The following is a 20,975-nucleotide window of genomic DNA, read 5'->3' as shown; positions in this document are numbered from 1 at the left end:
GAAAAAGAGCAAGGAAAATATTTTAACCCTGTGATGGAAAACTGCAACCATAGTCGAATATGATTTACTTTGCAGCCACCTTTGCACACTCATCTTTTGCCATGGCTGTGAGCTTTTCGACTTGCTTTAACCAAGTTCCAAATCTTCATCCATTCCTGTTCCATAACCAGGACTGCCTTGAAAAACAAAAGCAGTCTGTCTGCGCTGGAGGCGTGTATGTGCACCAGTAAAGTGTAAGGGCCAAAAGAAGGGGCGGCGTTTCAGATTGTATTGAAACACCGCCCTCACATGTTTCTGATAGCCTTCGTGAGCGTTCAAAATATGCTTTAGAAGCCCGCGAAGACATTGATGCTGCGATCAGGTGAGATCGAAGCGGTCAAGGTTCATTACCTTGTTCCACACCGCTACAAAGTCGTTCAGAAACTTCTCCTGGGAGTCCTCACTTCCGTAGACTTCCGCAAGGGCCCGAAGCTGGGAATTCGAACCGAAGATGAGGTCGACACGGGTGCCGGTCCACTTGAGTTCGTCTGTTGTGTAATCACGGCCCTCGAATACATCGTCCGAAGTTGCCTTCCACTCCGTGCTCATGTCGAGCAGATTCACGAAAAAGTCATTGGTGAGCGTTTCTGGCCGCTTGGTGAAAACACCGTGCTGGGACTGTTCGAAGTTGGTATTCAAGACGCGCATGCCGCCCAGGAGAACGGTCATCTCAGGAGCTGTCAATGTCAGCAGTTGAGCCCGATCCACCAGCAGTTCCTCTGCCGATACAGAGTATTTGGTTTTCAGGTAGTTACGGAAACCGTCTGCTTTGGGTTCTAGTACATCGAATGCCTCAACATCAGTTTGCTCATCTGATGCATCCGTGCGTCCCGGCGTGAAGGGAACAGTCACATCATGACCGGCATTCTTTGCTGCTTGCTCAATACCTGCGCATCCACCCAGGACGATCAAATCGGCAAGCGAGACCTTCTTGTCACCTGACTGGGAGTTGTTGAACTCCTTTTGGATTCCCTCAAGGATCTCAAGCACAGTCGCAAGTTGTTCAGGCTCGTTGACTTCCCAATCTTTTTGTGGCGCAAGACGAATGCGCGCCCCGTTCGCCCCACCTCGATTATCGGAGCCACGGAACGTGGACGCCGATGCCCAGGCAGTCGAAACCAGTTGGGAGACAGACAGTCCCGAGGCAAGGATCTTGCTCTTGAGGTCTGCGATATCCTGTGCATCGATAAGCTCATGATCCACTTCAGGAACCGGGTCCTGCCAGATCAGTTCCTCTTGCGGGACCTCCGGACCGAGGTAGCGTGAGCGTGGACCCATGTCACGGTGAGTCAATTTGAACCAGGCGCGTGCAAAGGCGTCCTTGAATTCCTCGGGGTTTTCCAGGAAGCGTCTTACGATGGGTTCGTAGATTGGGTCGAACTTCAGCGAGAGGTCCGCGGTGGTCATCATCGGCCGATGTTTCTTCGATGGGTCGTGGGCGTCAACGATCATATCGTATTCGTCTACGTCCTTGGCCAGCCATTGATTGGCTCCGGCCGGACTCTTGACCAGCTCATACTCATATTTTAACAATACCCTCAGATAGCCCATGTCAAATTTGGTAGGATTCGGTTTCCAGGCGCCCTCGATACCACTGCTGATTGTATCGCCGCCTTTACCGCTGCCAAAGCTGCTCTTCCATCCGAGACCCTGTTCCTCGATGGGTGCTGCTTCGGGTTCAGGCCCTACATAGGACGCCGGACCGGCACCATGACATTTACCGAAAGTGTGTCCACCAGCGACCAGCGCCACGGTTTCCTCATCGTTCATGGCCATGCGCGCGAAGGTCTCGCGGACGTCATGTCCGGAGGCGACCGGATCAGGATTGCCGTTTGGCCCTTCCGGGTTCACGTAAATGAGACCCATCTGCACTGCAGCAAGAGGATTTTCGAGCTCCCGGTCACCGGAGTAGCGCTTGTCTTCAAGCCACTGGCTCTCGTTTCCCCAGTAAATATCCTCTTCCGGTTCCCAGATATCTTCGCGCCCGCCACCGAAGCCGAAGGTCTTGAGTCCCATGGACTCAAGCGCACAGTTGCCGGCGAGAATCATCAGGTCGGCCCAGGAGATCTTTCTGCCGTATTTTTGCTTGATCGGCCAGAGCAAACGGCGCGCTTTGTCAAGGTTCACATTATCCGGCCAGCTGTTGAGAGGAGGAAAGCGCTGGTTGCCGGAGCCTCCACCCCCACGACCGTCACCCATGCGGTAGGTGCCTGCACTGTGCCATGCCATCCTGATGAAGAGCCCTCCATAGTGACCGTAATCGGCCGGCCACCATTCCTGCGAGTCGGTCATCAGCGTATAGAGGTCCTTTTTCAGAGCCTCCAGATCGAGTTTCTTGAATTCCTCAGCGTAGTTGAATTCTTCTTCCATCGGATTGGATTTGGAAGAATGCTGGTGCAGAATGTTAAGATTTAACTGATTCGGCCACCAATCGTGGATCGACGTGCCGCCCCGGGCAGTAGATCCCATTAACGGGTCCTTGCTTTCCTCGTTCATGATTTTCCCCTTTCATTGTTTGGATTTATGCACTGTGCTGCTATGAATATCGTGCTTCGGTGCTCATCTTTCTAGTTAACGTTAGCAGATCGATCGAAAAAAACTAAACCAGTAACAGCTAAGATAGATGATTTACTATACCCTCACACCAACTAAGCTTTTAGTTTTGCTCTATTAATAGATTTTGGAGTGCTGTAAGAAATGCTCTAAAAAAGATGTCATGAATTCTATTTAATAGTTGATCCTTGGATGGATATCGAACGGTAACCAAATGCATACGAAATTTTCAATAAGGGTTTAGCATTCTACAATAATACAAATGCGCCTATCAGGGCAATACATATCCGAATTCATTTTTAACCTCAGAATTAAGGTCACAACGATAGGCAGCCACCACACCAAAGCAATTTTTCAGGATCCTGCAAGCCTAAGTTGGCTATTTTTCTTCAGTTATTGTGCCCTCTGCTTCCATTGTTTATCAGATAATTCAACATCTTGCTGCCATCAATAAAGGTGATTTTGTACTCCATAGATTTCACTATTACATCATGATAGGCAGCTTTCTTACAATGAGGGCAATTTATGTGAATAAACATTTATCCCACACACCTCAATTTAGTAGTTCTGATTTTGGCTAAAGCTGTTAAATATTAGTTAGCAGGATGAAAGTAAAATATCTATCAAAATTTATCTCAATGTACTTTTATAACATTGTTTGTATAGATAGTTACTGCATTAATCAGGGGAATATATAGAGGGGAGTGTCAATGAATCCGCTACCTAATTGTGAAAATATTGATAACTTCAATATGTGGTCAGAAATCGTAAAACAATCTGTTGATAGTATAGTGATTACTGATACTAATTATGAAATTATCTACATGAATAAAGCGGCTGAACAGCTGTTTGGATGGAGTTTTGAAGAACTGAAAGGTAAAAAACCAGATGTATTCAATGCTGAACAGCTGTCAGTAGAGATTCAAAAAGAAATATATGATACAGTGACTTCTGGTAAAATTTACAATGGGGAACTATTGAACAAAACGAAAGATGGTACTTATTTTTACATACAAATTAAAGTATCCCCTATTTATGATAAAAAAGGAAATATAATTGCCTACATGAGTTCACAAAGGGACATCACAAACCTAAAACAAACTGAAAGAAGATTACAACAAGAAACGGAATTTCTGGAAAAATTAATTCAAACTTCTCCTGTAGCAATACATGGTACTGACACTAACAGTAACGTGATCATATGGAATGAATCCTCAGAAAGAATATTTGGATGGAGCAGCGAGGAAGTAATTGGCGAATTTTTGCCAACGGTTCCTGAAGAAAATATTGATGAACATCTCTCACTGCGCAATAGGGTATTGGCTGGAGAGACCATAACAGGTTATGAAGTTTGTCGACTGAGAAAGGAGGGTTCATACCTTTATGGCAGTTTGTCTGTTACTCCCATGCATGACCAGAGAGGAAATATTTTTGGCATTATGGCAACTATGGAAGATATTACTGAAAAAAAACAATATGAATATAAGCTTAAGGACGCCTTCAATCAACTGGAATCAATTCATTTTAATTTACCAATTAGTGTATGGAGTGCCACCGTAGATGAAACTGGTGACTTTGTTGATACCTATATATCAGAAGGTGTCAATGAATTATTAGCCCTTCCTCCTAATACAATAGGAAATGATTTCAAAGCATTCTTCGATTATGTCAAACCCCACTATTTGCCAGAAATAAAGGATAAGATTGAAGAGGGGGTAAAAAATCCTGATAAAGTTGTGTCTCTCGAATATGAGGTCATTAATGGAAACGGCGTGACAAGATGGTTCTTATCAAGTGGGAAAGCACAGGAAGAAAATGGTATAATCAAGGTATATGGGTCTACGATTGACATTACCAAAAACAAAAATGCAGAAAAATCTCTCATCAACGCTAAGCTACTTGCTGAAAATGCAAATCGGTCCAAAACGGAATTTCTAGCCAATGTGAGCCATGAATTACGTACTCCCCTTAATGCCATAATTGGTTTCTCTCAAATATTATCTACAAACAAATCCGGGAATTTGAATGATAAAGAGATGAAATATGTATCAAACATCTTGAAAAGTGGCGACCATTTGCTTGAACTGATAAACAAAATTCTTGCTATATCAAAATTACAAGCAGGTAAAGAAGAATTGGAAATCGAATCTGTAGATTTTGCTGAAATTTGTGAGGATATAAAACCATTTATTGACCCACTTATAGCCAAGAAGAATCTTTCATTTGAATGTATTTTGGATGGTACGGATACAAACATTAAAGCCGATAAAAACAAGATGCTTCAAATAATGCACAATCTCCTGGGTAATGCAATAAAATTTACTCCTGAAAATGGGAGCATTGCTATCAATACAAGATGTATTGGTGATAACTTCCAAGTGTCTGTAAAAGATACAGGGATTGGAATACCAGAAGATGCCCATAAAGATATTTTTAATAATTTCAAGCAAGTAGATTCATCTGCTACAAGGAAATATGAAGGTACCGGTTTAGGGCTTGCATTGGTGAAAGAATATATAGAGATGCATGGTGGCGATATATGGATTGAAAGTGAAGTTGGGAAGGGTAGCACTTTCACACTCGTTATTCCTCAAAATCACCACTAATCCTAAATTCCACATCTGAATAAAAACTACTTGCATTGGGCATAAAATGTACTACTTGAAAAGCCGTTATTTTATTTCCGTTATCAAATCAGTCCGATTCCATAAACCAGATATACAATGCAGACATGTATATTTAAGGGGTACAATCAACAAATGACGATTTCAATAACAGTGTATGCGGCATACTTCTATTAAATTATCCATAGTGTAATATGGACAAACAATAATTATTTTGCAGGATAACTGACATGAGTAGGCGGAAAGCGACATTCAACTCGTTGGAATTAATTCATCCACGTTCTCTTAAACATCTGAACAATCAACTTCAGTCACTTGTCAAAGGCAGATTGTGGCTTAAGATATTGTTGGCAATGTTTTTGGGAATTGCTGTAGGATTAGTTTTAGGTCCATCTACAGGATTAGTTGACCCTTCGATTGCAATGATTATTGGTGAATGGGTTGCTATTCCTGGTTATATCTTTCTTGGCTTGTTACAGATGATTGTTGTTCCTCTGGTTTTTGCTTCTATTATAAGGGGATTGGCTGCTGGAGAAGATATTGAACAATTGAAAAAAATGGGATCAAGAACGGTTGTTTTCTTTCTCGGTACAACTTCCCTGGCCATTATAATTGGTTTAGGATTAGCCCTGTTTATAAAACCAGGCCTGTTCATCGATAATAAGATTGTGCAGAATACGATGGATGATAGCACAACTTCACTTTCACCGGATAATGTTTTTGGTCCTACTTTTTCTGACATTCCCGGTCTTGTCAGTACTGTTCTTCCCACCAATCCCCTGGGAGCAATTGTAACCGGCCAGATGTTACAGGTAGTTATATTTTCAATTATTGTAGGTATTGCTTTGGTTTCTATGAAGCCAGATAGTTCCAAACCTCTTCTGGAGTTGCTTGGTTCAATACAGGAAGTTACAATGACAGTTGTCAAATGGAGCATGTTATTGGCTCCTTTTGCTGTTTTTGGGTTGCTTACAAAATTTACCATCAATCTGGGCATAGACACATTACTGGGAATGACCGTCTACGTGGGTACGGTTCTTGCCGGGTTACTCATAATGATGGTAATTTATCTTTTTATTATTTTCCTTTTATCAAAGAAGAATCCGATAAGGTTTTTGCATTCTATTCGCGATGTTCTCCTGCTGGCCTTTTCGACATCCAGCTCTGCGGCTGTAATGCCTCTTTCAATAAAAACAGTGGAAGAGAAACTTAATGTACGGCCTTCTGTTTCCCAATTTGTTATACCTCTGGGAGCCACCATTAATATGAACGGAACCGCCCTCTATCAAAGCGTTGCTGCTGTATTTCTATCCCAGGTATTTGGTGTGGAACTTGGTATAGGGCAACTTGCAATAATCATGATTACTGTGGTTGGAGCATCTATCGGTACCCCTGCAACCCCTGGGGTTGGTATAGTCATCCTTGCAATGATTTTGAACAGCGTAGGTATTCCTGCAAGTGGAATTGCCCTTATAATAGGCGTGGACCGTATCCTTGATATGAGCCGTACATCGGTTAATGTAACCGGTGACATTGTAGCGTGTGCGATTGTTGATCGCTGGATAGGAGAGGAAAAGTCGGTGGAGAAGAAATTCCAGGAAGCCACAATCCGGGATAGGCAGAGACGTATAGAAGGGGAAGATGTAATTGTAAATTCACATTGAAGCATATCACACTATCAATGATAATTAATTATAAAATAATAGGTCAGTTAGCTTTAAGGTGTGTAACTACCAGATTTGTTTGACATACAAAAAGCATTACACATATCATTCATAACTTGCAATCCTGATCAGCACCTTTTCTGTTTTTTAAGGGTCTACATCTAAATAAAATCCCTCTGAAGCAAGAATAAAATCAACTACTTGAGAAACTGTCCTTTTTAATGTGTTTTCCGGGGTTGCACACAGGGAACTTCATTTGGTCCATTTATTAATATTTATATTTACAAAAATAATGACCAAATAAAAAATCATCCTGGGTAAGCCTAAACAAGTCTCACCTTTAAGAAAAAAAGATGCCCGGAGCGTGACTCGAACACGCGGCCTCCAGATGTCTCAGGAGACATGGGAGCACCCAATCGTTTACCCTATGAGTCTGGCGCCCCAACCACCTAGGCTATCCGGGCCTGGTAGCACATACAGAAGGTAAAAGTAATATTAAAAAGTATCGATTATAATCGAATTGCACTGCAAGAAGGATGCCCATCGAGCATAAGTGTGATCAGGATTAAGGAAAGCTTACATCCCGATGTTTCATTCTAAAAATGAAACTTTTATAAAATCGAATTAGATGACTAAACGATTTCTCTGCTCATCCAATTTGATATTACATAGTTCTCCTTTGTAATGCAAGTATTTCCCAAAATGTATATTAAGTTTTAAGTGTTATACCCAGAACAAAGGTAGAAAAATAATACATCTCATCCTATCCTTCCAGGTGGTACAATGGAAATTCCAAAATATAAAGGTAAAATTTCTCTATCTATAGATGGAGAAAAAAAGATTCCTGTACTAGATGTGGCTAATGCAATCCAGAATATTCAAAATATCATTTACAATCTTGGTGATTACTATTTTGAAAATCCTTGTCGTGAAGGTGGAGATTTTCCCCTTGACGTGAAAAAATACTGCACATTACTTTTTACTAATATTGAAATGGGTAGTGTACATGCCGATCTCCAGATAAGTAATGAGCAGACAGCTCTTGGAGAATGTAGAACTATCGGTGAAAGGTCTATAGTCGCTACTAACGAGCTTCTTGAAGCTCTCTCTAAAAAAGATATTTCAAAAGAAGAATTGTACGATATTGTTAATGATCCTCATCGAGTAAACAAATTACTTAGAGAATTTTATGCAATGTGGCCAGATGAAAATTCCAAACGTATATTATCGATAGGATTCCAGGGCAAGTCACAAATACAACTAAATGGCTCACGAAAAAAGATTATAAAGAAACTTTTACACAAACCCATTGAAGAATATGAAAAGGAAATTTTTGGATGGATATCCGGGATAAGTATTGGCCAGAGTAAGAAGATAACGGTTGAAAGTAATCAGGGGAAAATAAGTTGCTATTTTGATCCTGAAATTAAAGATTGGGTGCAAGAGCACCTTGGAAAATTTGTAGTATTACGTGGAACAATGAAACCGCTACATAAAGGAAACTTTGGATTGTTCATTGATAGTGAAGATTCGATAGAACAAACCTGTTACTATACTCTTGATAATATGTCTTCTCCGGATAGAATTATGAAACCAAAGAATAAAATCCCCATTGAATTTATTTTAGAAGATGAGGTTTTTATTGGTTCCAATGATGAACTGGGTCTTTTTGCTATGAATACAAGAATGAAAGATGTATTTAAAGAATTAGAAGAACAACTCTTCATATTATATCAAGAATATGTCCTGACTGATGATGAGTTATCTAAAAGTGGCCAGCTACTGAGGGAGAGACTGATTTCAATTGTGGGGGACTCTCGTGGCCTCATATAAAGCAAAAACGATACAAAAAGCATTGCCCAAAAAAGGTTTTGAAGAAAGACGTAAAGGTCATCACATAATTTATGTTTATTATCTGGATGGCAAGAAAACCGGTAATAGAACATTCATAAGCCACGGGAGCAAAATGGAATATAATAGCAATCTTTTAAGTAAAATGAGTAAACAGTTAAATCTTTCTAAGGAACAGTTATGTGATCTTATAGATTGTCCTTTGACCAAAGAACAACTTCAACAGATTTACATCCAAAAAGAAGGGTAAGTCATTTATCTGGCCCCGCAAATATTCGAATTCGCTTCATATTTTATACATACGTTTTTTGGGGATAACGAATGCGTTTTCAAGTGTTTTGATCACTTCGATCCTGCCATCCGGATATTTCCTGACAATAGCATTACCCTGTTGGATTGTAATAGCCCTGCCATTTTTGAGAGCATCATTTGCTGCACGGGTTGTTGCCTTTCGTGCCATCTCTTCAATGTGTCTAGATTGCCTGTCATCTGACAGGCTATTACTACATGCTGATGTACCGATATGTTCACTGACATCAGATTGAACATTTGATGGTTCGGCTCTTTTTGACATGTAAATTCCTCATTGCTCTGGTATCTACTATATCGTTAAGTGCATAAGTAACTTGTTTATATTGAGTTTTCTAAAAAAATTATGTTGGTGAGCGAAAAGTACCTTATTTTTCGGACAAAGCAACTTAAAGCCTTCCGTATTTTTTATGTGCCTGTTCGGCTGTCAGAACATCAAAGACATATACCACATGTTCATTGGAATTGATCCTATAAAAAACTCTATAATTTCCTACTCTTAATCGATATGCCACATCGGAGGTGCCTTTTATTTCTTTTTTATCGCCGGGTCCATCTCCCGGAAAGGGGTTACTAAGGCCTTTGATTTCTTTTTTGAGGTTATCTTTCAACTTTGGCGAAACCCCATCAAATAGATTCGGCAATATTAATACATCATATTTCATCGACACTAATAAATTCCTCTTTCCGATCAGTTACAATTTTTCGTGAATATTCCAGGAAAGAGTTACGATTATGCTCTACAATCAATTTCTCAATTACAGAGTTATAATCATCCCCCATAGAGCCTATTTCTCTCAAAGCGTCACGGGTCTGGGCTTTAACCTGTATTGTTGTACTGTCCACCATTTGGTTTTTACTCCTTTTTCTATTTGATTTCTGTTGCTTCTGATTATTATGATTTTTATTGGCGCCCATCTTTGTTATAATTGTTGATTTTGGCTATAGCAACTATAGTTACCATAATATATATACTTGTACCATTTCCGCCCCCATGCTTAACATCAATCTAAAATAAAAAAAGAAGATGGGAAAAACCTCCCCATCAGTAACCTGTAGCCTGTGCAAAGGTGAACAGAAGATTTGGATCTGAGGTAGTACCCCTGACCTGAACTACCATGCTGTCATTGTTCCAGACGTAGGCATAGCGCGGTACATCTTCCCCGCCTTCGGTCACATACCAGATGATGCGTGTGGCAAAGTGGTCATTGAAGGAGTGCTCGGTGAACCTCTCCCCCTGTACCATTGGATTGAATTCGTTTTTGTAATCGCTGACAAGAGTTTGGGCAGCTTCGGTGTCAGTACATTCAATGGCACTGATTTGCACTTCCACACTATCCCCGTTTTTGTAAATTCCCTGTGTGGCTGCATTAACCGTCTCTTCACTGCCCACACCATCCAGCACACCACTGGTATCGAGTTCCCGCACACCCAGCTGCTCAAATCCTGCAGGCACTTCACCAAGTGACACTACATCAGAAGCAGACCCTAACTCAGGATTATCGATTTCTTCACCTGTATCGGTACATCCCGACACTGCAAGCATTATCATTGTAATGGCCAAAAGCAATGCTACTATTCTCATTTTCATAAAAGATCCCTTTTCCAAAGTGGATGGATTGTAATCAAGATTTAGATATTTAAAAGTAATCCGCAACAAGCAGATCAAAAAAGAGTAAAACACAAACCAAAAAAAGAAAAGAGAAGTAGAAGGGATTAGTCCCTTCTATCATTCAAGTCTGCTTAGTTTCTCCTTACGAGGTAGGCAACTGCCAGAAGTCCAGCGATTGCGAAGACTGCTTCAAATCCAGGAGTACCTGCAGGTTCTTCTTCAGGTTCTTCAGGTTCTTCAGGTTCTGCTGGTTCTTCAGGTTCTACTGGTTCCTCAGGTTCTACTGGTTCCTCAGGTTCTTCAGGTTCAGTTACGTTCTCTTCAGGTTCCTCAGGTTCCTCGACTGGTTCCTCAGGTTCTGCTGGTTCCTCTTCGGCTTCGATGGTCCTTTCAGTGAACAGATACCAGAGTGATGCACCATCGTTTCCTCTGACCATCAGTTCATCTGTGATATCAAGTACTTCATCATCTGGAACATCAAGATCATCCATGTTTGCCATTTCGATTGAATCAGTGCCAATGCTTGTTACTTCAAGTTCACCAAATTCATCGTCGTCTTCAACTACCATTGCATCTTCGGAAATCTGGAAGATACCTTCGATGATACAGAGACTGTCAACCTGTCCCTGGAACACTTCGTCGACATGAACCATTATGGTAGCAACATCTTCCTGGTCTTCAATATCCTGTTCATAGAACCAGGTCTTGTTGGCCTGTGTTGCATCAGAGGTAGAGATTACCTTGTCATCCACGAATTCACCGTCTTTGGTGAGTTCAAGCCAGACCTTGTTACCATCAACATCGATCTGCTGTGGTGTGATTGCGTAACCTTCCTCGAGTTCGAGAGTTTCTCCGGTTCTCATGGTATAACTGCTGTCATCATCCATGAGAATCTTGGAGAGAGTGTCAATTGCATCATTAACTACGAAATATTCCTCGGCAAACAGTCCGAGTTTCATGTAGCTATATTCAGTAGCACTTGTGGTGCTTTCAGTGAATCCAAATTCAGTGGTCTGGTCATCTACTGCAGTTGCAGTGTATACAAGGTCACCTTCAAGGATTTCGCCTGAAGTAACGTTAATTTCCATTGTTTCAGATGATTCGTTTTCATCAAGATCATACCAGAAACCGGCAAAGTTCTGGGCGTTCCATGTGAAGTCGTCATCTGCGACACTTCCACGAAGTTCATATGTTCCTGGTTCTGTGTATTCAACAAAGAGATACCAGAGTGATGCACCATCGTTTCCTCTGACCATCAGTTCATCTGTGATATCAAGTACTTCATCATCTGGAACATCAAGATCATCCATGTTTGCCATTTCGATTGAATCAGTGCCAATGCTTGTTACTTCAAGTTCACCAAATTCATCGTCGTCTTCAACTACCATTGCATCTTCGGAAATCTGGAAGATACCTTCGATGATACAGAGACTGTCAACCTGTCCCTGGAACACTTCGTCGACATGAACCATTATGGTAGCAACATCTTCCTGGTCTTCAATATCCTGTTCATAGAACCAGGTCTTGTTGGCCTGTGTTGCATCAGAGGTAGAGATTACCTTGTCATCCACGAATTCACCGTCTTTGGTGAGTTCAAGCCAGACCTTGTTACCATCAACATCGATCTGCTGTGGTGTGATTGCGTAACCTTCCTCGAGTTCGAGAGTTTCTCCGGTTCTCATGGTATAACTGCTGTCATCATCCATGAGAATCTTGGAGAGAGTGTCAATTGCATCATTAACTACGAAATATTCCTCAGCGAACAATCCGAGTTTCATGTAGGTATATTCTGCAGCACTTGTGGTGCTTTCAGTGAATCCAAATTCAGTGGTCTGGTCATCTACTGCAGTTGCAGTGTATACAAGGTCACCTTCAAGTATTTCTGAACCAGTTACTGTGACTTCCAGTGTTTCAGATGATTCATTTTCATCAAGGTCATACCAGAAACCTGGGAAGTTCTGGGCATCCCATGTGTAGGTGCCACCTGGGAAATCTGTAACAGTACCCCTGACCTCAACAGTATGACCTGCTGCGCTTGCTACGCCAGCAAATACTGTCAAGACCATAAGGGCAGCCATTAAAGTTGCTATTAGTCTTTTCATTATTTTCCTCCGTTAGTTAATTTGTAGATATATGGTCAAGGTAAAGAGTGATTGATAAACAATAAAACGTACACATGTACGTCAAATCAACCTTTCATCGGTGAACATTACGTCCATTGACGAAAGGAAACTCATCACCCTCTTGATCCCGTCATATTGGTTTGCAACCCTCTAATAAGAAAATTGCTTATTAAATCTTTTGTGGTCTCGATGGTCAAAAAACGCCTTTTTTATGGGTAAATATCGATGTATTTCACGGCATATGCCGAACAAAAGTTGTCCGATTTAATAAAGGGGCCGTTGAAAATACAAATGATACTTGGCATATTGTCGACTTCAGACTTTATTGATTGCAGTTCAACCGGAAATTGCCCTGAAAGGACCCTACAAAAGGGGCTGATTAATTCGACAAAATGTATAGGTGATTTCCAGTTACAGCGTTTGTAACGACAGTTTCTAACTACACATCACCTATATATAAATTAAATCACATTAATACTATTTGAAATATGGAGCATTAATTTCGCAATGCCCCAAAATACGATAGGATGAATAAATAACACTATAATTAAACTTATGAGGGGTACTACCCGACTTACATCAAGAAGGCGATTATGAATGTTTAATGGCGCAGAGAATATTTCCACTGAAGACGAAGGAAACAGGGTTAAAACCGGCATTCCCGGCTTTGACGAATTGTGCGGGGGAGGACTTGTACGTGACAGGAGTTATCTCGTATCCGGCACCTCAGGTGCAGGCAAGACCATTTTCTCAACCCAGTATATCTACAACGGCATCACCCAGTACGGGGAAAATGGAATCATCGTAGCCACCGAAGAGAGGCCCGAACAAATACGTGAGAATATGATGCGTTTTGGCTGGGACCTCCAGGCCCTGGAAGAAGAGAACAAACTCGCAATAATCGATGCCTGTTCGACAAAAATCGGAATCCCTTCCCAGGAAAAATATGTGGACGTGCGTCCCTTCGACATTCGTTCAATGATGGACCAGATCATCGCCACACAGGAAGAGATCGATGCAAAAAGGGCATTGATAGATTCAACGACATCCATCAGTTTCTATCTGCATGAAGCCGCCCGGATACGTGTCGAATTGCTCAAACTCAGCACCACCCTTGAAATAATCGGCCTGACATCCATGATGACCTGTGAGATCGTCGATGAGAAGCAACCTTCCAGGTTCGGTGTGGAAAACTTCGTCACCGATGGTACTTTCTCCCTCTACTACGACATGCATGACAATGTCCGCAGTCGCAGTGTCGAGATCTACAAGATGCGGGGCTCAGACCACAGTAAAAAAGTACATCCTTACGATGTGACAAAAGAAGGTTTTGTAATCCACCCGCACGAAGAAGTCTACACTCACTTTTAATATCCTGACCCTTAAAGGTCAGGATACATTTCCTCATTACCACATTCTATACACTTGTATACCACAAGGTTGCGTCCAAACTGGTCGTGGCGCTTAAGGGTAGGATATCTCCACCTGTTCATTTTACCTTCGCATACAGGACATCTGTAATTCATGATCGATCACTTCTCCATAAATATATTTACCTTCTATTGTATAAACATATCCTTCCCCTTTTACCTGTAATTTTTCCTGAACAGTAACCCCTTTACAATCTCCACAAATCCCAGTGTAACTGCCGCAAAACCAAGAGGCAACAACCAGTCCCGCAGACCCAGGGGCTGCAGGTCAAATACAGCAGCCAGGAAAGGCACATACATGACCACCAGTGTCAGGAGTAATGTGCTCAAAACGCCTGCAACGATCAACTTGTTCCTGAAACCGGTTTGCAGCACAGACACCTCAAGGGAGCGGAAAGCAAACGGTACAAACAGGATCATGCTCACCACCGTAGCAAAGGCTATTGTGCGTGCCCGCTCCAGATCTGCGATTGGGTCTGCAAGCAAAAAGGAAGTAAAACAGGCAAGTCCCATCACACCGGCCACAGAACCCACAAGTACAAGTTTCCTGCCAGCCAGAATACCTTCTCCCACAGGCCGCGGTCTGCGGTGCATTACCTCCTCTCTTGCCGGATCAAGCCCCAGGGCAATCGAGGGCATGATCTCCCCGAACATATTGATAAACAGGATCTGCAGTGCAAGCAGGGGAACCAGTTCATAACCCAGCAGGGAGATACCCAGCATTATCAGTATTATCTCATTGAAATTGCGTGAGACCAGATAACTTGTAAATTTCTCAATATTGTCATAAATGGTTCGACCCCGTTTGATAGCCTCCACAATAGTAGCAAAATTATCATCCTGCAGCACCATGTCACTGGACTGGCGGGCCACATCCGTACCCTTAAGCCCCATTGACACACCAATATCGGCCTTTTTAAGCGCGGGCGCGTCATTGACCCCGTCCCCGGTCATGGCAACTACATGCCCCTCTGCCTGCAGGGCTTTAACAATCCTCAATTTCTGCTCCGGCATAACCCTGGCATACACATGAATATGATCCGCAATCTCTGCAAAGGTTTCATCACTCAAACCGGCCAGCTCATCCCCCGTAATCGCCCCGTCAGCCAGTATACCATCGGGGTCTGAAATATTATCTGGCTGTTCTACAGGAATTCCCAGTTTGCCAGAGATGGCCAGTGCAGTTTTTACATTATCCCCGGTAATCATCACCACTTTGATACCCGCCTGGTGACACAAACCGATAGCATCGGTAACACCTTCCCTTATAGGATCGGTCATTGCCATCAGACCCAGGAAGGTCATACCTTCCTCCAGATCAGTTTCGTCCCACTTCTCCCCAGCATCCTTGCGGGCAATTGCAATCACCCTGTAGGCCCCGGACGCAAGCCTGCTGTTTTCCTCCAGAATGGTATTCCTGGTGTTCTGGTCAAGTTGCACCCGCTCATTATCTTTAAGGATATGACCACAGCGCTCAAGCACAACCTCCACAGCCCCCTTGGTAAAGGAAATCGATCCCTGGTTTTGCCGGTGCACTGTCGTCATCATTTTTCTATCGGAGTTAAAAAGGATCTCATGCAACCTTTCATAATCACCGGCAAGCTCCTCCTTGCGGATACCTGCCTTTGAAGCAGCCGCCAGCAGGGCAAGCTCTGTGGGATCTCCCACCACATCCTCTGAATGCTCTTTTTGGTTCAGGGATGCATTGTTGCAAAGTGTTGCCCCCTTCAACAGCAATCCCAGTGTGGAATCCCGGGGGTTGATACTTTTTCCATCAAGCATAAATTCCCCCTCTGATCCATAACCCGAACCCGTAACCTCAAACAACCCTTCCATGGTCCATATCTTCTCAACCGTCATCTCATTACGGGTCAGTGTCCCGGTCTTATCCGTACATATCACCGAGGTCGAGCCCAGGGTTTCTACCGCAAGCATCTTGCGGATGATGGCGTTTTTGGCAGCCATGCGGCGCATCCCGTAGGCCAGTGTGATCGTCAGGGTCAGAGGAAGGCCTTCAGGCACCGCGGCCACAGCCAGTGCCAGGGCAATAATCAGCATCTCCTCAACAGGAGCGCCGGCAAAAATACCCAGGCCAAGAGCCATCCCCGATGCCAGCAAGGCAACGACTGCCAGTTTTTTGGAAAATGCCGAGATCTCCCTTTGCAGGGGAGTTATCTCCTTTTCAGGCTGAATCAGGGAAGCGATCGAGCCCAGTTCTGTATCCATGCCCGTGGCCATAACCACAGCCCTGCATTTACCTCTGACAACCTGAGTTGCTGCATAAAGAGGCTCTTGCAGGTTTTTCTCCACAGGCAAACTTTCCCCGGTCAATGCGGATTCATCCACCTTAAGTTCCTGCAATTCAAAAACACAGGCATCTGCAGGTATACTGTCACCGGCTTCCAGTACCAGTATATCCCCTGTAACAATTTCCCGTGTAGCGACCTGGCGCAGGGTACCTTCACGTAAAACAGTGGTCTTTGGCCGCACAATCCCCTTGAGGGATTCCATGGCCTTTTCAGCCCTGTATTCCTGCACAAAACCCAGCAGGATTACAAAAATAATAAGTCCGAAAATCACCCAGAAATTTACCACTTCATCGATATACAGGGAAATCAGGGCCGCTGCAGCCAGCACCCATACAATAACATTACCCAGCTGGCCAATGAAGATCTTCAGGGGAGTGGTTTTTTCGGTCTCTTCCAGCTCATTATACCCTTCCTTTTGGAGTTTGGCAGAAACTTCAGCTCCTCCCAGCCCTTCAGAATCTGCGATATCCCCGGGCAATTGCATACAACCCTGCTCTGATAATTTCATAACCTGCCAGCTCCCCGCTTAACTTTGACACATATATCAAATATTTTTCAACCCACAGGGGTAGAGGTGTCTTTTTGCTTGTCCTTTTGTATTGCAAACTTGAGTATAATAGGTGAGATTATGATAGAAACTGCCACCATCAGAACCACGGCTGAAAAGATTTCGTCTCCTATTATTCCCATTTCCCTGCCAATGGAGATCACCACAAGTTCCACACCCGCCCTGGGCATGACCCCTGAACCAAATATGAAACTTTCATAGGAATCAAAACCAATAGCTTTGGCACCCACAAAGCCCCCTATGAGTTTACCCAGCAGTGCCAGGACCACAACCAGAATGGTGAAAGAACCCAGGGTATTCAGGGCTTCCAGTTCCACAGCCATACCTATATGAGCAAAAAAGATAGGCACAAGTATACCATAAGCCAGACCCGATACCTTGCTCTGTATATCGTTTATTTTTGCAACCGGTACATTGGAAAGCATCACACCCCCGATAAAAGCACCAATGACCGCATCAAGCTCCATTATCTCTGCAAAATATGCCGAAAACAGGGCAATCAGGACCACCGCAGCGAATATGGATTCTTTTGAATGCATCTTCTGCACGTAATTGAAAATATAAGGGAAAACCCGGTAACCCAGTATCACCATGATTCCAATGAAAAACACCAGTTTTCCCAGTAAGAGCATAAATTGAGTGGCAGTAGGGAATGCATTGTACTTCCCTACAGTAACTACTATGGATAACAGGAAAATACCTATAATGTCATCGAAAATCGCCGAGGTCAGCATCATGGAGCCGGGTTTACTGGACAGGTAACCCATATCAAGCAGTGTTTTTACCACAACTCCTATACTGGTAGGACTGAAAGCCACAGCCAGAAAGAGGCTTTCAACAAAACCAAACTCAAAAAACCTGCCCAGTGCAAAACCTGCAACAAAGGCAGCAGCTATCTGGAAAAAAGTTGCAACAATGGCCTTTTTTGATGAAGCTTTCAGGTCTTCAATATGCACTTCCTTATAGCCTGCAGTAAACAGAAGGAAAATAGCTCCCAGTTCCGCAACAGAAGCAATTGCTTCGGTTTCTTCCACAATCAACAGGCCAAGCAGCAATCCGGCAAGGATTTCCCCCAGAATACCGGGCATACCCACTCTCTCGGAAACCTCGGACAACAACCTGGCCGCCAGTAAAATGACAAGGATCTGGAACAGAAACTCCATCATTCAACTCCTTGAACTGTAAATTGCCTGAATGACATCCGATTTACATACAATTCCCACCAGTTTTTTCTCATCAACCACACAGAACCGCTCTACCTTGTGTTTTATCATTGTTTCCGCTATTTCACACAGAGTCATGTCGGAAGTTATGGTTACGGGATGGGGTATCATGATCCCGCGGGCTGATTGGCTGAGAGACCTGACAGCCATAAGATGAGTATGGTCAAGTCGCGATACACGTCTTGTAAGTAATAATTGGAGAATTGTATTCTGATCGATTATACCCAGCAGATCACCGTTTTCATCTACAACCGGGTAAGTGTGGAAATGTTCTTTATTGAACAGGTCAAAGATTTTCTCTACATGATCCTCACCTTTTATGGTGACCGGATCAGTTATCATTATATCCCTGACAAGAACATCCTTGCATTTCTCTTCAAGGTCTAACCCCTCCTCTTCGAAGAAAGGCTGCCTGCCACTGAACTCCCCTTCTACGGTCATATGCATCCCGTATGCAACATCTTCTTTCTTCCTACAAAAGATATTGCTTTGGAAAGTCAATTCCCATTCAGGACCGTGACATTCAGGGCTATGCCACTTCTGTCAATATATTCATTGATCCTTTTCATCGAATGGGGGATCATACCCCCACTGGTCAATATCATACATCTTTTGCCGCATAATGCCATCAGGATGGTGCGGTCAATAACTCCGGTAGATATATCGACACATAACGAGTTTTTCTCAGCCATAAGTTTGCTCTTTTTACCCATGGCACCCACAATATCAATATTCTCTTTTTCCAGGAATCCATCAAAACCAGCCGGATCGAACCTATCCATATCGTAGATCAGGATGCCACCGGCTTTTATGCCATGCCTTGTAAGCTCCACAATCGCCCATCCTCCATCATGGATATGCAAAACACGGGCATTGACCGCTTCATAAGGACAGTGCAGCGCATATTCACCATGCAGTACACCCAGATTCAATATGTCGCCTTCCCGGGTTTCCGGAGGCACTTCCACCCACATTAATTCCGGGGGTTTGAGAGTATCCACGATTTCCGGCACGGTCCTGGGCTGCCTGTTTCCATGGGCAAGCCCGCGCCTTTCAATCTCCTTATATATATCAAAGGTCACCGGCCGTTTCAGGTTGGCCTGTCGCAGCAGTTCATCATCCTGGAATACTTCATCCGGAGTGCCTTCCCCGATAACCTCCCCGTCCACCATGAAGAAAACATAATCTGCCCAGCTGTAGGCCAGATCAACATCATGGGTGGAAATGATCAGACTGGTACCCATATGATTGAGTTCGTGCAGTACATCAAGAAGTTCATCAGCGCCTACCGGATCCAGGCTTGCAAGTGGTTCATCCAATATGATGGCCTGGGGATCCATAGCCACGATTCCCGCAATCGCAACCCTCTTTTTCTGACCTCCACTCAAATGATGCGGAGGTTTATCCTTAAGTCCACTCAGGCCGAAATACTCCAGGGTCCCGTTTACCTTCTTTTCAATCTCAGTCTTGCTGTAGCCAAGATTGACTGGCCCAAAAGCCACATCCTGATAGACGGTGGGTGCAAACACCTGATCATCGGAATTCTGGAAAACAATACCAACATTTTTTCTTATTTCCCTCAGGGAAGCCTGATCGTAAACCAATTCTTTACCATCATAAAATATCTTGCCTTCAGCAGGCTTGAGGGTACCGTTAAGTAACAAAAATAAGGTAGATTTGCCCGAGCCGTTTTTTCCTACAAAAGCAATTCTTTTGCCCTTCTTTAACTTAATGTCTACACCTTTGACAGCATGGGTCCCGTCAGGATAGGAATATTTCAGTCCACGTGTTTCAAGTATTACCATAAACTAGCCTCCAGCATACTATTAGAAACGTACCATACCCCCACGATTGCAACCATGTAAGTCAGGCTCAATGCAACTTCTGAAAAATTCACCGGTCTTTTTTCTTCAAAAATCATCATTTTCCCGTCATAACAGCGGGCATCCATTGCCACAAATGTTTTTTCTCCCTGCTCCCAGGACCTCAAAAAAAGAGTCGAACAGAGCATGGCCATGGAATGCAGGGATGTTCTTAGGTCGTGATAACCCAGCCTTACTGTCTGGGCATGCTTGATACACCAGGCAACATCCAGAAACACAAAGATGTACCTGTACATCATCATTGACAGTTCGATGAAAGAATCAGGCAATCCCGTTTTTTTAAGTACCGAAAAAAGCTCCACCATGGGTGTTGTCAGTGCCAGGAAGAACAGGCAGCACATTCCTCCCAGAGTCCTGGAAAATACCAGAAAAGCCATTGACAGCCCACCGGTATTCACACCCAGACGATATTCCAGCACATCGAAACCAAAAAGTTCAGGACCACTGCCAAAAAAGAAGGCAATAATGATTACACTTAGCACAACAAAAGCTGCAGGCCCCATCAGGAGCTTCAGGTAGAATTTCGGAGGGACTCTCCCAAAAATAAGCGTTGCCAGCGACATACAGATGGCTATAGAAAAAGGCACAAGCCAGGATTCAGAAGATATACCCATAAGAATCCCAAAACCAACAACCCCTATTTTCAACCAGTTATTGGTATAACGCAGGGGGCTGAGCAGTGCGTAATCATCAAGCATCTTGGTCATAATAAAAGTTTCCGTATGTGAATTGTAGTGCGCAAAATTGATTTTTAGGTATTAATATATGTCGTCAAAAAAAAGGAAAG

General features: G+C 43.3%; 17 protein-coding genes and 1 tRNA gene. 5 read left to right on the top strand and 13 right to left on the bottom strand.

The genetic code is table 11. The features are described 5' to 3' along the window. Window positions 1-357 precede the first annotated feature (357 nt). Window positions 358-2,535: a catalase/peroxidase HPI gene (katG, locus tag BHR79_RS03735; protein WP_072561125.1), complete on the bottom strand. Its 2,178-nt coding sequence runs from the start codon at window positions 2,533-2,535 to the stop codon at window positions 358-360. 767 nt (window positions 2,536-3,302) lie between these two features. On the opposite strand from katG, the gene BHR79_RS03730 reads away from it, so the two are divergent. Together BHR79_RS03730 and BHR79_RS03725 are read left to right on the top strand one after the other, a co-directional pair. Further along, window positions 3,303-5,198 carry a sensor histidine kinase gene (locus BHR79_RS03730; protein ID WP_072561124.1) on the top strand — a complete coding sequence of 632 codons (1,896 nt, stop codon included), beginning with the start codon at window positions 3,303-3,305 and terminating at the stop codon, window positions 5,196-5,198. A 248-nt stretch (window positions 5,199-5,446) separates the two neighbouring features. Beyond that, the gene (locus tag BHR79_RS03725) at window positions 5,447-6,880 is read left to right on the top strand and encodes a dicarboxylate/amino acid:cation symporter (RefSeq protein ID WP_072561123.1); all 1,434 of its coding nucleotides are present in this window, start codon (window positions 5,447-5,449) and stop codon (window positions 6,878-6,880) included. 354 nt (window positions 6,881-7,234) lie between these two features. Here the strand turns inward: BHR79_RS03725 and BHR79_RS03720 are convergent. Next, window positions 7,235-7,344 (bottom strand) — tRNA-Met (locus tag BHR79_RS03720). A 319-nt stretch (window positions 7,345-7,663) separates the two neighbouring features. Between BHR79_RS03720 and BHR79_RS03715 the strand changes: the two genes are divergently transcribed. Then, window positions 7,664-8,713, top strand: a complete 1,050-nt coding sequence (locus tag BHR79_RS03715; RefSeq protein ID WP_072561122.1) for a hypothetical protein — start codon at window positions 7,664-7,666, stop codon at window positions 8,711-8,713. Beyond that, a complete protein-coding gene (locus tag BHR79_RS03710; protein ID WP_072561121.1) occupies window positions 8,700-8,981 on the top strand; it encodes a type II toxin-antitoxin system HicA family toxin in 282 nt (93 codons plus the stop codon). Before BHR79_RS03715 ends, BHR79_RS03710 begins: the two co-directional genes overlap by 14 nt. Before the next feature lie 36 nt (window positions 8,982-9,017). Here the strand turns inward: BHR79_RS03710 and BHR79_RS03705 are convergent, their stop codons facing one another. The 5 genes from BHR79_RS03705 to BHR79_RS03685 all read right to left on the bottom strand — a co-directional run bounded on the left by BHR79_RS03705 (window position 9,018) and on the right by BHR79_RS03685 (window position 12,754). Next, complete coding sequence (locus BHR79_RS03705) at window positions 9,018-9,305, bottom strand: hypothetical protein (RefSeq protein WP_072561120.1); 288 nt, start codon at window positions 9,303-9,305, stop codon at window positions 9,018-9,020. Between the two features lie 124 nt (window positions 9,306-9,429). After that, window positions 9,430-9,705 (bottom strand): type II toxin-antitoxin system RelE family toxin, encoded by a 276-nt coding sequence (locus BHR79_RS03700; RefSeq protein WP_072561119.1) that lies wholly within the window; start codon window positions 9,703-9,705, stop codon window positions 9,430-9,432. Continuing rightward, window positions 9,695-9,889: a hypothetical protein gene (locus BHR79_RS03695; protein ID WP_072561118.1), complete on the bottom strand. Its 195-nt coding sequence runs from the start codon at window positions 9,887-9,889 to the stop codon at window positions 9,695-9,697. The genes BHR79_RS03700 and BHR79_RS03695 overlap by 11 nt, the downstream gene beginning before the upstream one ends. Window positions 9,890-10,085: 196 nt before the next feature. Further along, the gene (locus BHR79_RS03690; RefSeq protein WP_072561117.1) at window positions 10,086-10,631 is read right to left on the bottom strand and encodes a hypothetical protein; all 546 of its coding nucleotides are present in this window, start codon (window positions 10,629-10,631) and stop codon (window positions 10,086-10,088) included. Window positions 10,632-10,783: 152 nt separating this feature from the next. Beyond that, window positions 10,784-12,754 carry an S-layer protein domain-containing protein gene (locus tag BHR79_RS03685; protein WP_072561116.1) on the bottom strand — a complete coding sequence of 657 codons (1,971 nt, stop codon included), beginning with the start codon at window positions 12,752-12,754 and terminating at the stop codon, window positions 10,784-10,786. A 618-nt stretch (window positions 12,755-13,372) separates the two neighbouring features. On the opposite strand from BHR79_RS03685, the gene BHR79_RS03680 reads away from it, so the two are divergent. Next, complete coding sequence (locus BHR79_RS03680; protein WP_072561115.1) at window positions 13,373-14,146, top strand: ATPase domain-containing protein; 774 nt, start codon at window positions 13,373-13,375, stop codon at window positions 14,144-14,146. A gap of 11 nt (window positions 14,147-14,157) precedes the next feature. Here BHR79_RS03680 and BHR79_RS10485 read toward each other — a convergent pair whose 3' ends face one another. From BHR79_RS10485 to cbiQ, 6 genes are read right to left on the bottom strand one after another with little or no spacing between them, the layout of a single operon-like run. Next, window positions 14,158-14,301, bottom strand: coding sequence for a hypothetical protein (locus tag BHR79_RS10485; RefSeq protein ID WP_157198643.1), 144 nt, complete (start codon window positions 14,299-14,301; stop codon window positions 14,158-14,160). 60 nt (window positions 14,302-14,361) lie between these two features. Further along, window positions 14,362-17,022: a cation-translocating P-type ATPase gene (locus BHR79_RS03675; protein ID WP_072561114.1), complete on the bottom strand. Its 2,661-nt coding sequence runs from the start codon at window positions 17,020-17,022 to the stop codon at window positions 14,362-14,364. A gap of 47 nt (window positions 17,023-17,069) precedes the next feature. Next, window positions 17,070-18,248: a cation:proton antiporter gene (locus BHR79_RS03670; protein WP_322787698.1), complete on the bottom strand. Its 1,179-nt coding sequence runs from the start codon at window positions 18,246-18,248 to the stop codon at window positions 17,070-17,072. Then, on the bottom strand, window positions 18,249-18,746 hold the full coding sequence (locus BHR79_RS03665; protein WP_072561113.1) for a CBS domain-containing protein: 498 nt from the start codon (window positions 18,744-18,746) through the stop codon (window positions 18,249-18,251). 56 nt (window positions 18,747-18,802) lie between these two features. Further along, complete coding sequence (locus BHR79_RS03660) at window positions 18,803-20,110, bottom strand: energy-coupling factor ABC transporter ATP-binding protein (RefSeq protein ID WP_072561112.1); 1,308 nt, start codon at window positions 20,108-20,110, stop codon at window positions 18,803-18,805. Next, the gene (cbiQ, locus tag BHR79_RS03655; protein ID WP_072561111.1) at window positions 20,104-20,895 is read right to left on the bottom strand and encodes a cobalt ECF transporter T component CbiQ; all 792 of its coding nucleotides are present in this window, start codon (window positions 20,893-20,895) and stop codon (window positions 20,104-20,106) included. The genes BHR79_RS03660 and cbiQ overlap by 7 nt, the downstream gene beginning before the upstream one ends. Window positions 20,896-20,975 lie beyond the last annotated feature (80 nt).

The sequence above is a fragment of the Methanohalophilus halophilus genome, assembly GCF_001889405.1.
Lineage (GTDB): Archaea > Halobacteriota > Methanosarcinia > Methanosarcinales > Methanosarcinaceae > Methanohalophilus > Methanohalophilus halophilus.
This window is presented reverse-complemented; position numbering and strand designations above follow the sequence as displayed.

Excerpts from the sequence above, each read along its gene's own strand:
- katG (WP_072561125.1), bottom strand. The coding sequence starts at position 2,535 with ATGAACGAGGAAAGCAAGGACCCGTTAATGGGATCTACTGCCCGGGGC.
- BHR79_RS03730 (WP_072561124.1), top strand. The coding sequence starts at position 3,303 with ATGAATCCGCTACCTAATTGTGAAAATATTGATAACTTCAATATGTGG.
- BHR79_RS03725 (WP_072561123.1), top strand. The coding sequence starts at position 5,447 with ATGAGTAGGCGGAAAGCGACATTCAACTCGTTGGAATTAATTCATCCA.
- BHR79_RS03715 (WP_072561122.1), top strand. The coding sequence starts at position 7,664 with ATGGAAATTCCAAAATATAAAGGTAAAATTTCTCTATCTATAGATGGA.
- BHR79_RS03705 (WP_072561120.1), bottom strand. The coding sequence starts at position 9,305 with ATGTCAAAAAGAGCCGAACCATCAAATGTTCAATCTGATGTCAGTGAA.
- BHR79_RS03700 (WP_072561119.1), bottom strand. The coding sequence starts at position 9,705 with ATGAAATATGATGTATTAATATTGCCGAATCTATTTGATGGGGTTTCG.
- BHR79_RS03695 (WP_072561118.1), bottom strand. The coding sequence starts at position 9,889 with ATGGTGGACAGTACAACAATACAGGTTAAAGCCCAGACCCGTGACGCT.
- BHR79_RS03690 (WP_072561117.1), bottom strand. The coding sequence starts at position 10,631 with ATGAAAATGAGAATAGTAGCATTGCTTTTGGCCATTACAATGATAATG.
- BHR79_RS03685 (WP_072561116.1), bottom strand. The coding sequence starts at position 12,754 with ATGAAAAGACTAATAGCAACTTTAATGGCTGCCCTTATGGTCTTGACA.
- BHR79_RS03680 (WP_072561115.1), top strand. The coding sequence starts at position 13,373 with ATGTTTAATGGCGCAGAGAATATTTCCACTGAAGACGAAGGAAACAGG.
- BHR79_RS10485 (WP_157198643.1), bottom strand. The coding sequence starts at position 14,301 with ATGAATTACAGATGTCCTGTATGCGAAGGTAAAATGAACAGGTGGAGA.
- BHR79_RS03675 (WP_072561114.1), bottom strand. The coding sequence starts at position 17,022 with ATGAAATTATCAGAGCAGGGTTGTATGCAATTGCCCGGGGATATCGCA.
- BHR79_RS03670 (WP_322787698.1), bottom strand. The coding sequence starts at position 18,248 with ATGATGGAGTTTCTGTTCCAGATCCTTGTCATTTTACTGGCGGCCAGG.
- BHR79_RS03665 (WP_072561113.1), bottom strand. The coding sequence starts at position 18,746 with ATGACCGTAGAAGGGGAGTTCAGTGGCAGGCAGCCTTTCTTCGAAGAG.
- BHR79_RS03660 (WP_072561112.1), bottom strand. The coding sequence starts at position 20,110 with ATGGTAATACTTGAAACACGTGGACTGAAATATTCCTATCCTGACGGG.
- cbiQ (WP_072561111.1), bottom strand. The coding sequence starts at position 20,895 with ATGACCAAGATGCTTGATGATTACGCACTGCTCAGCCCCCTGCGTTAT.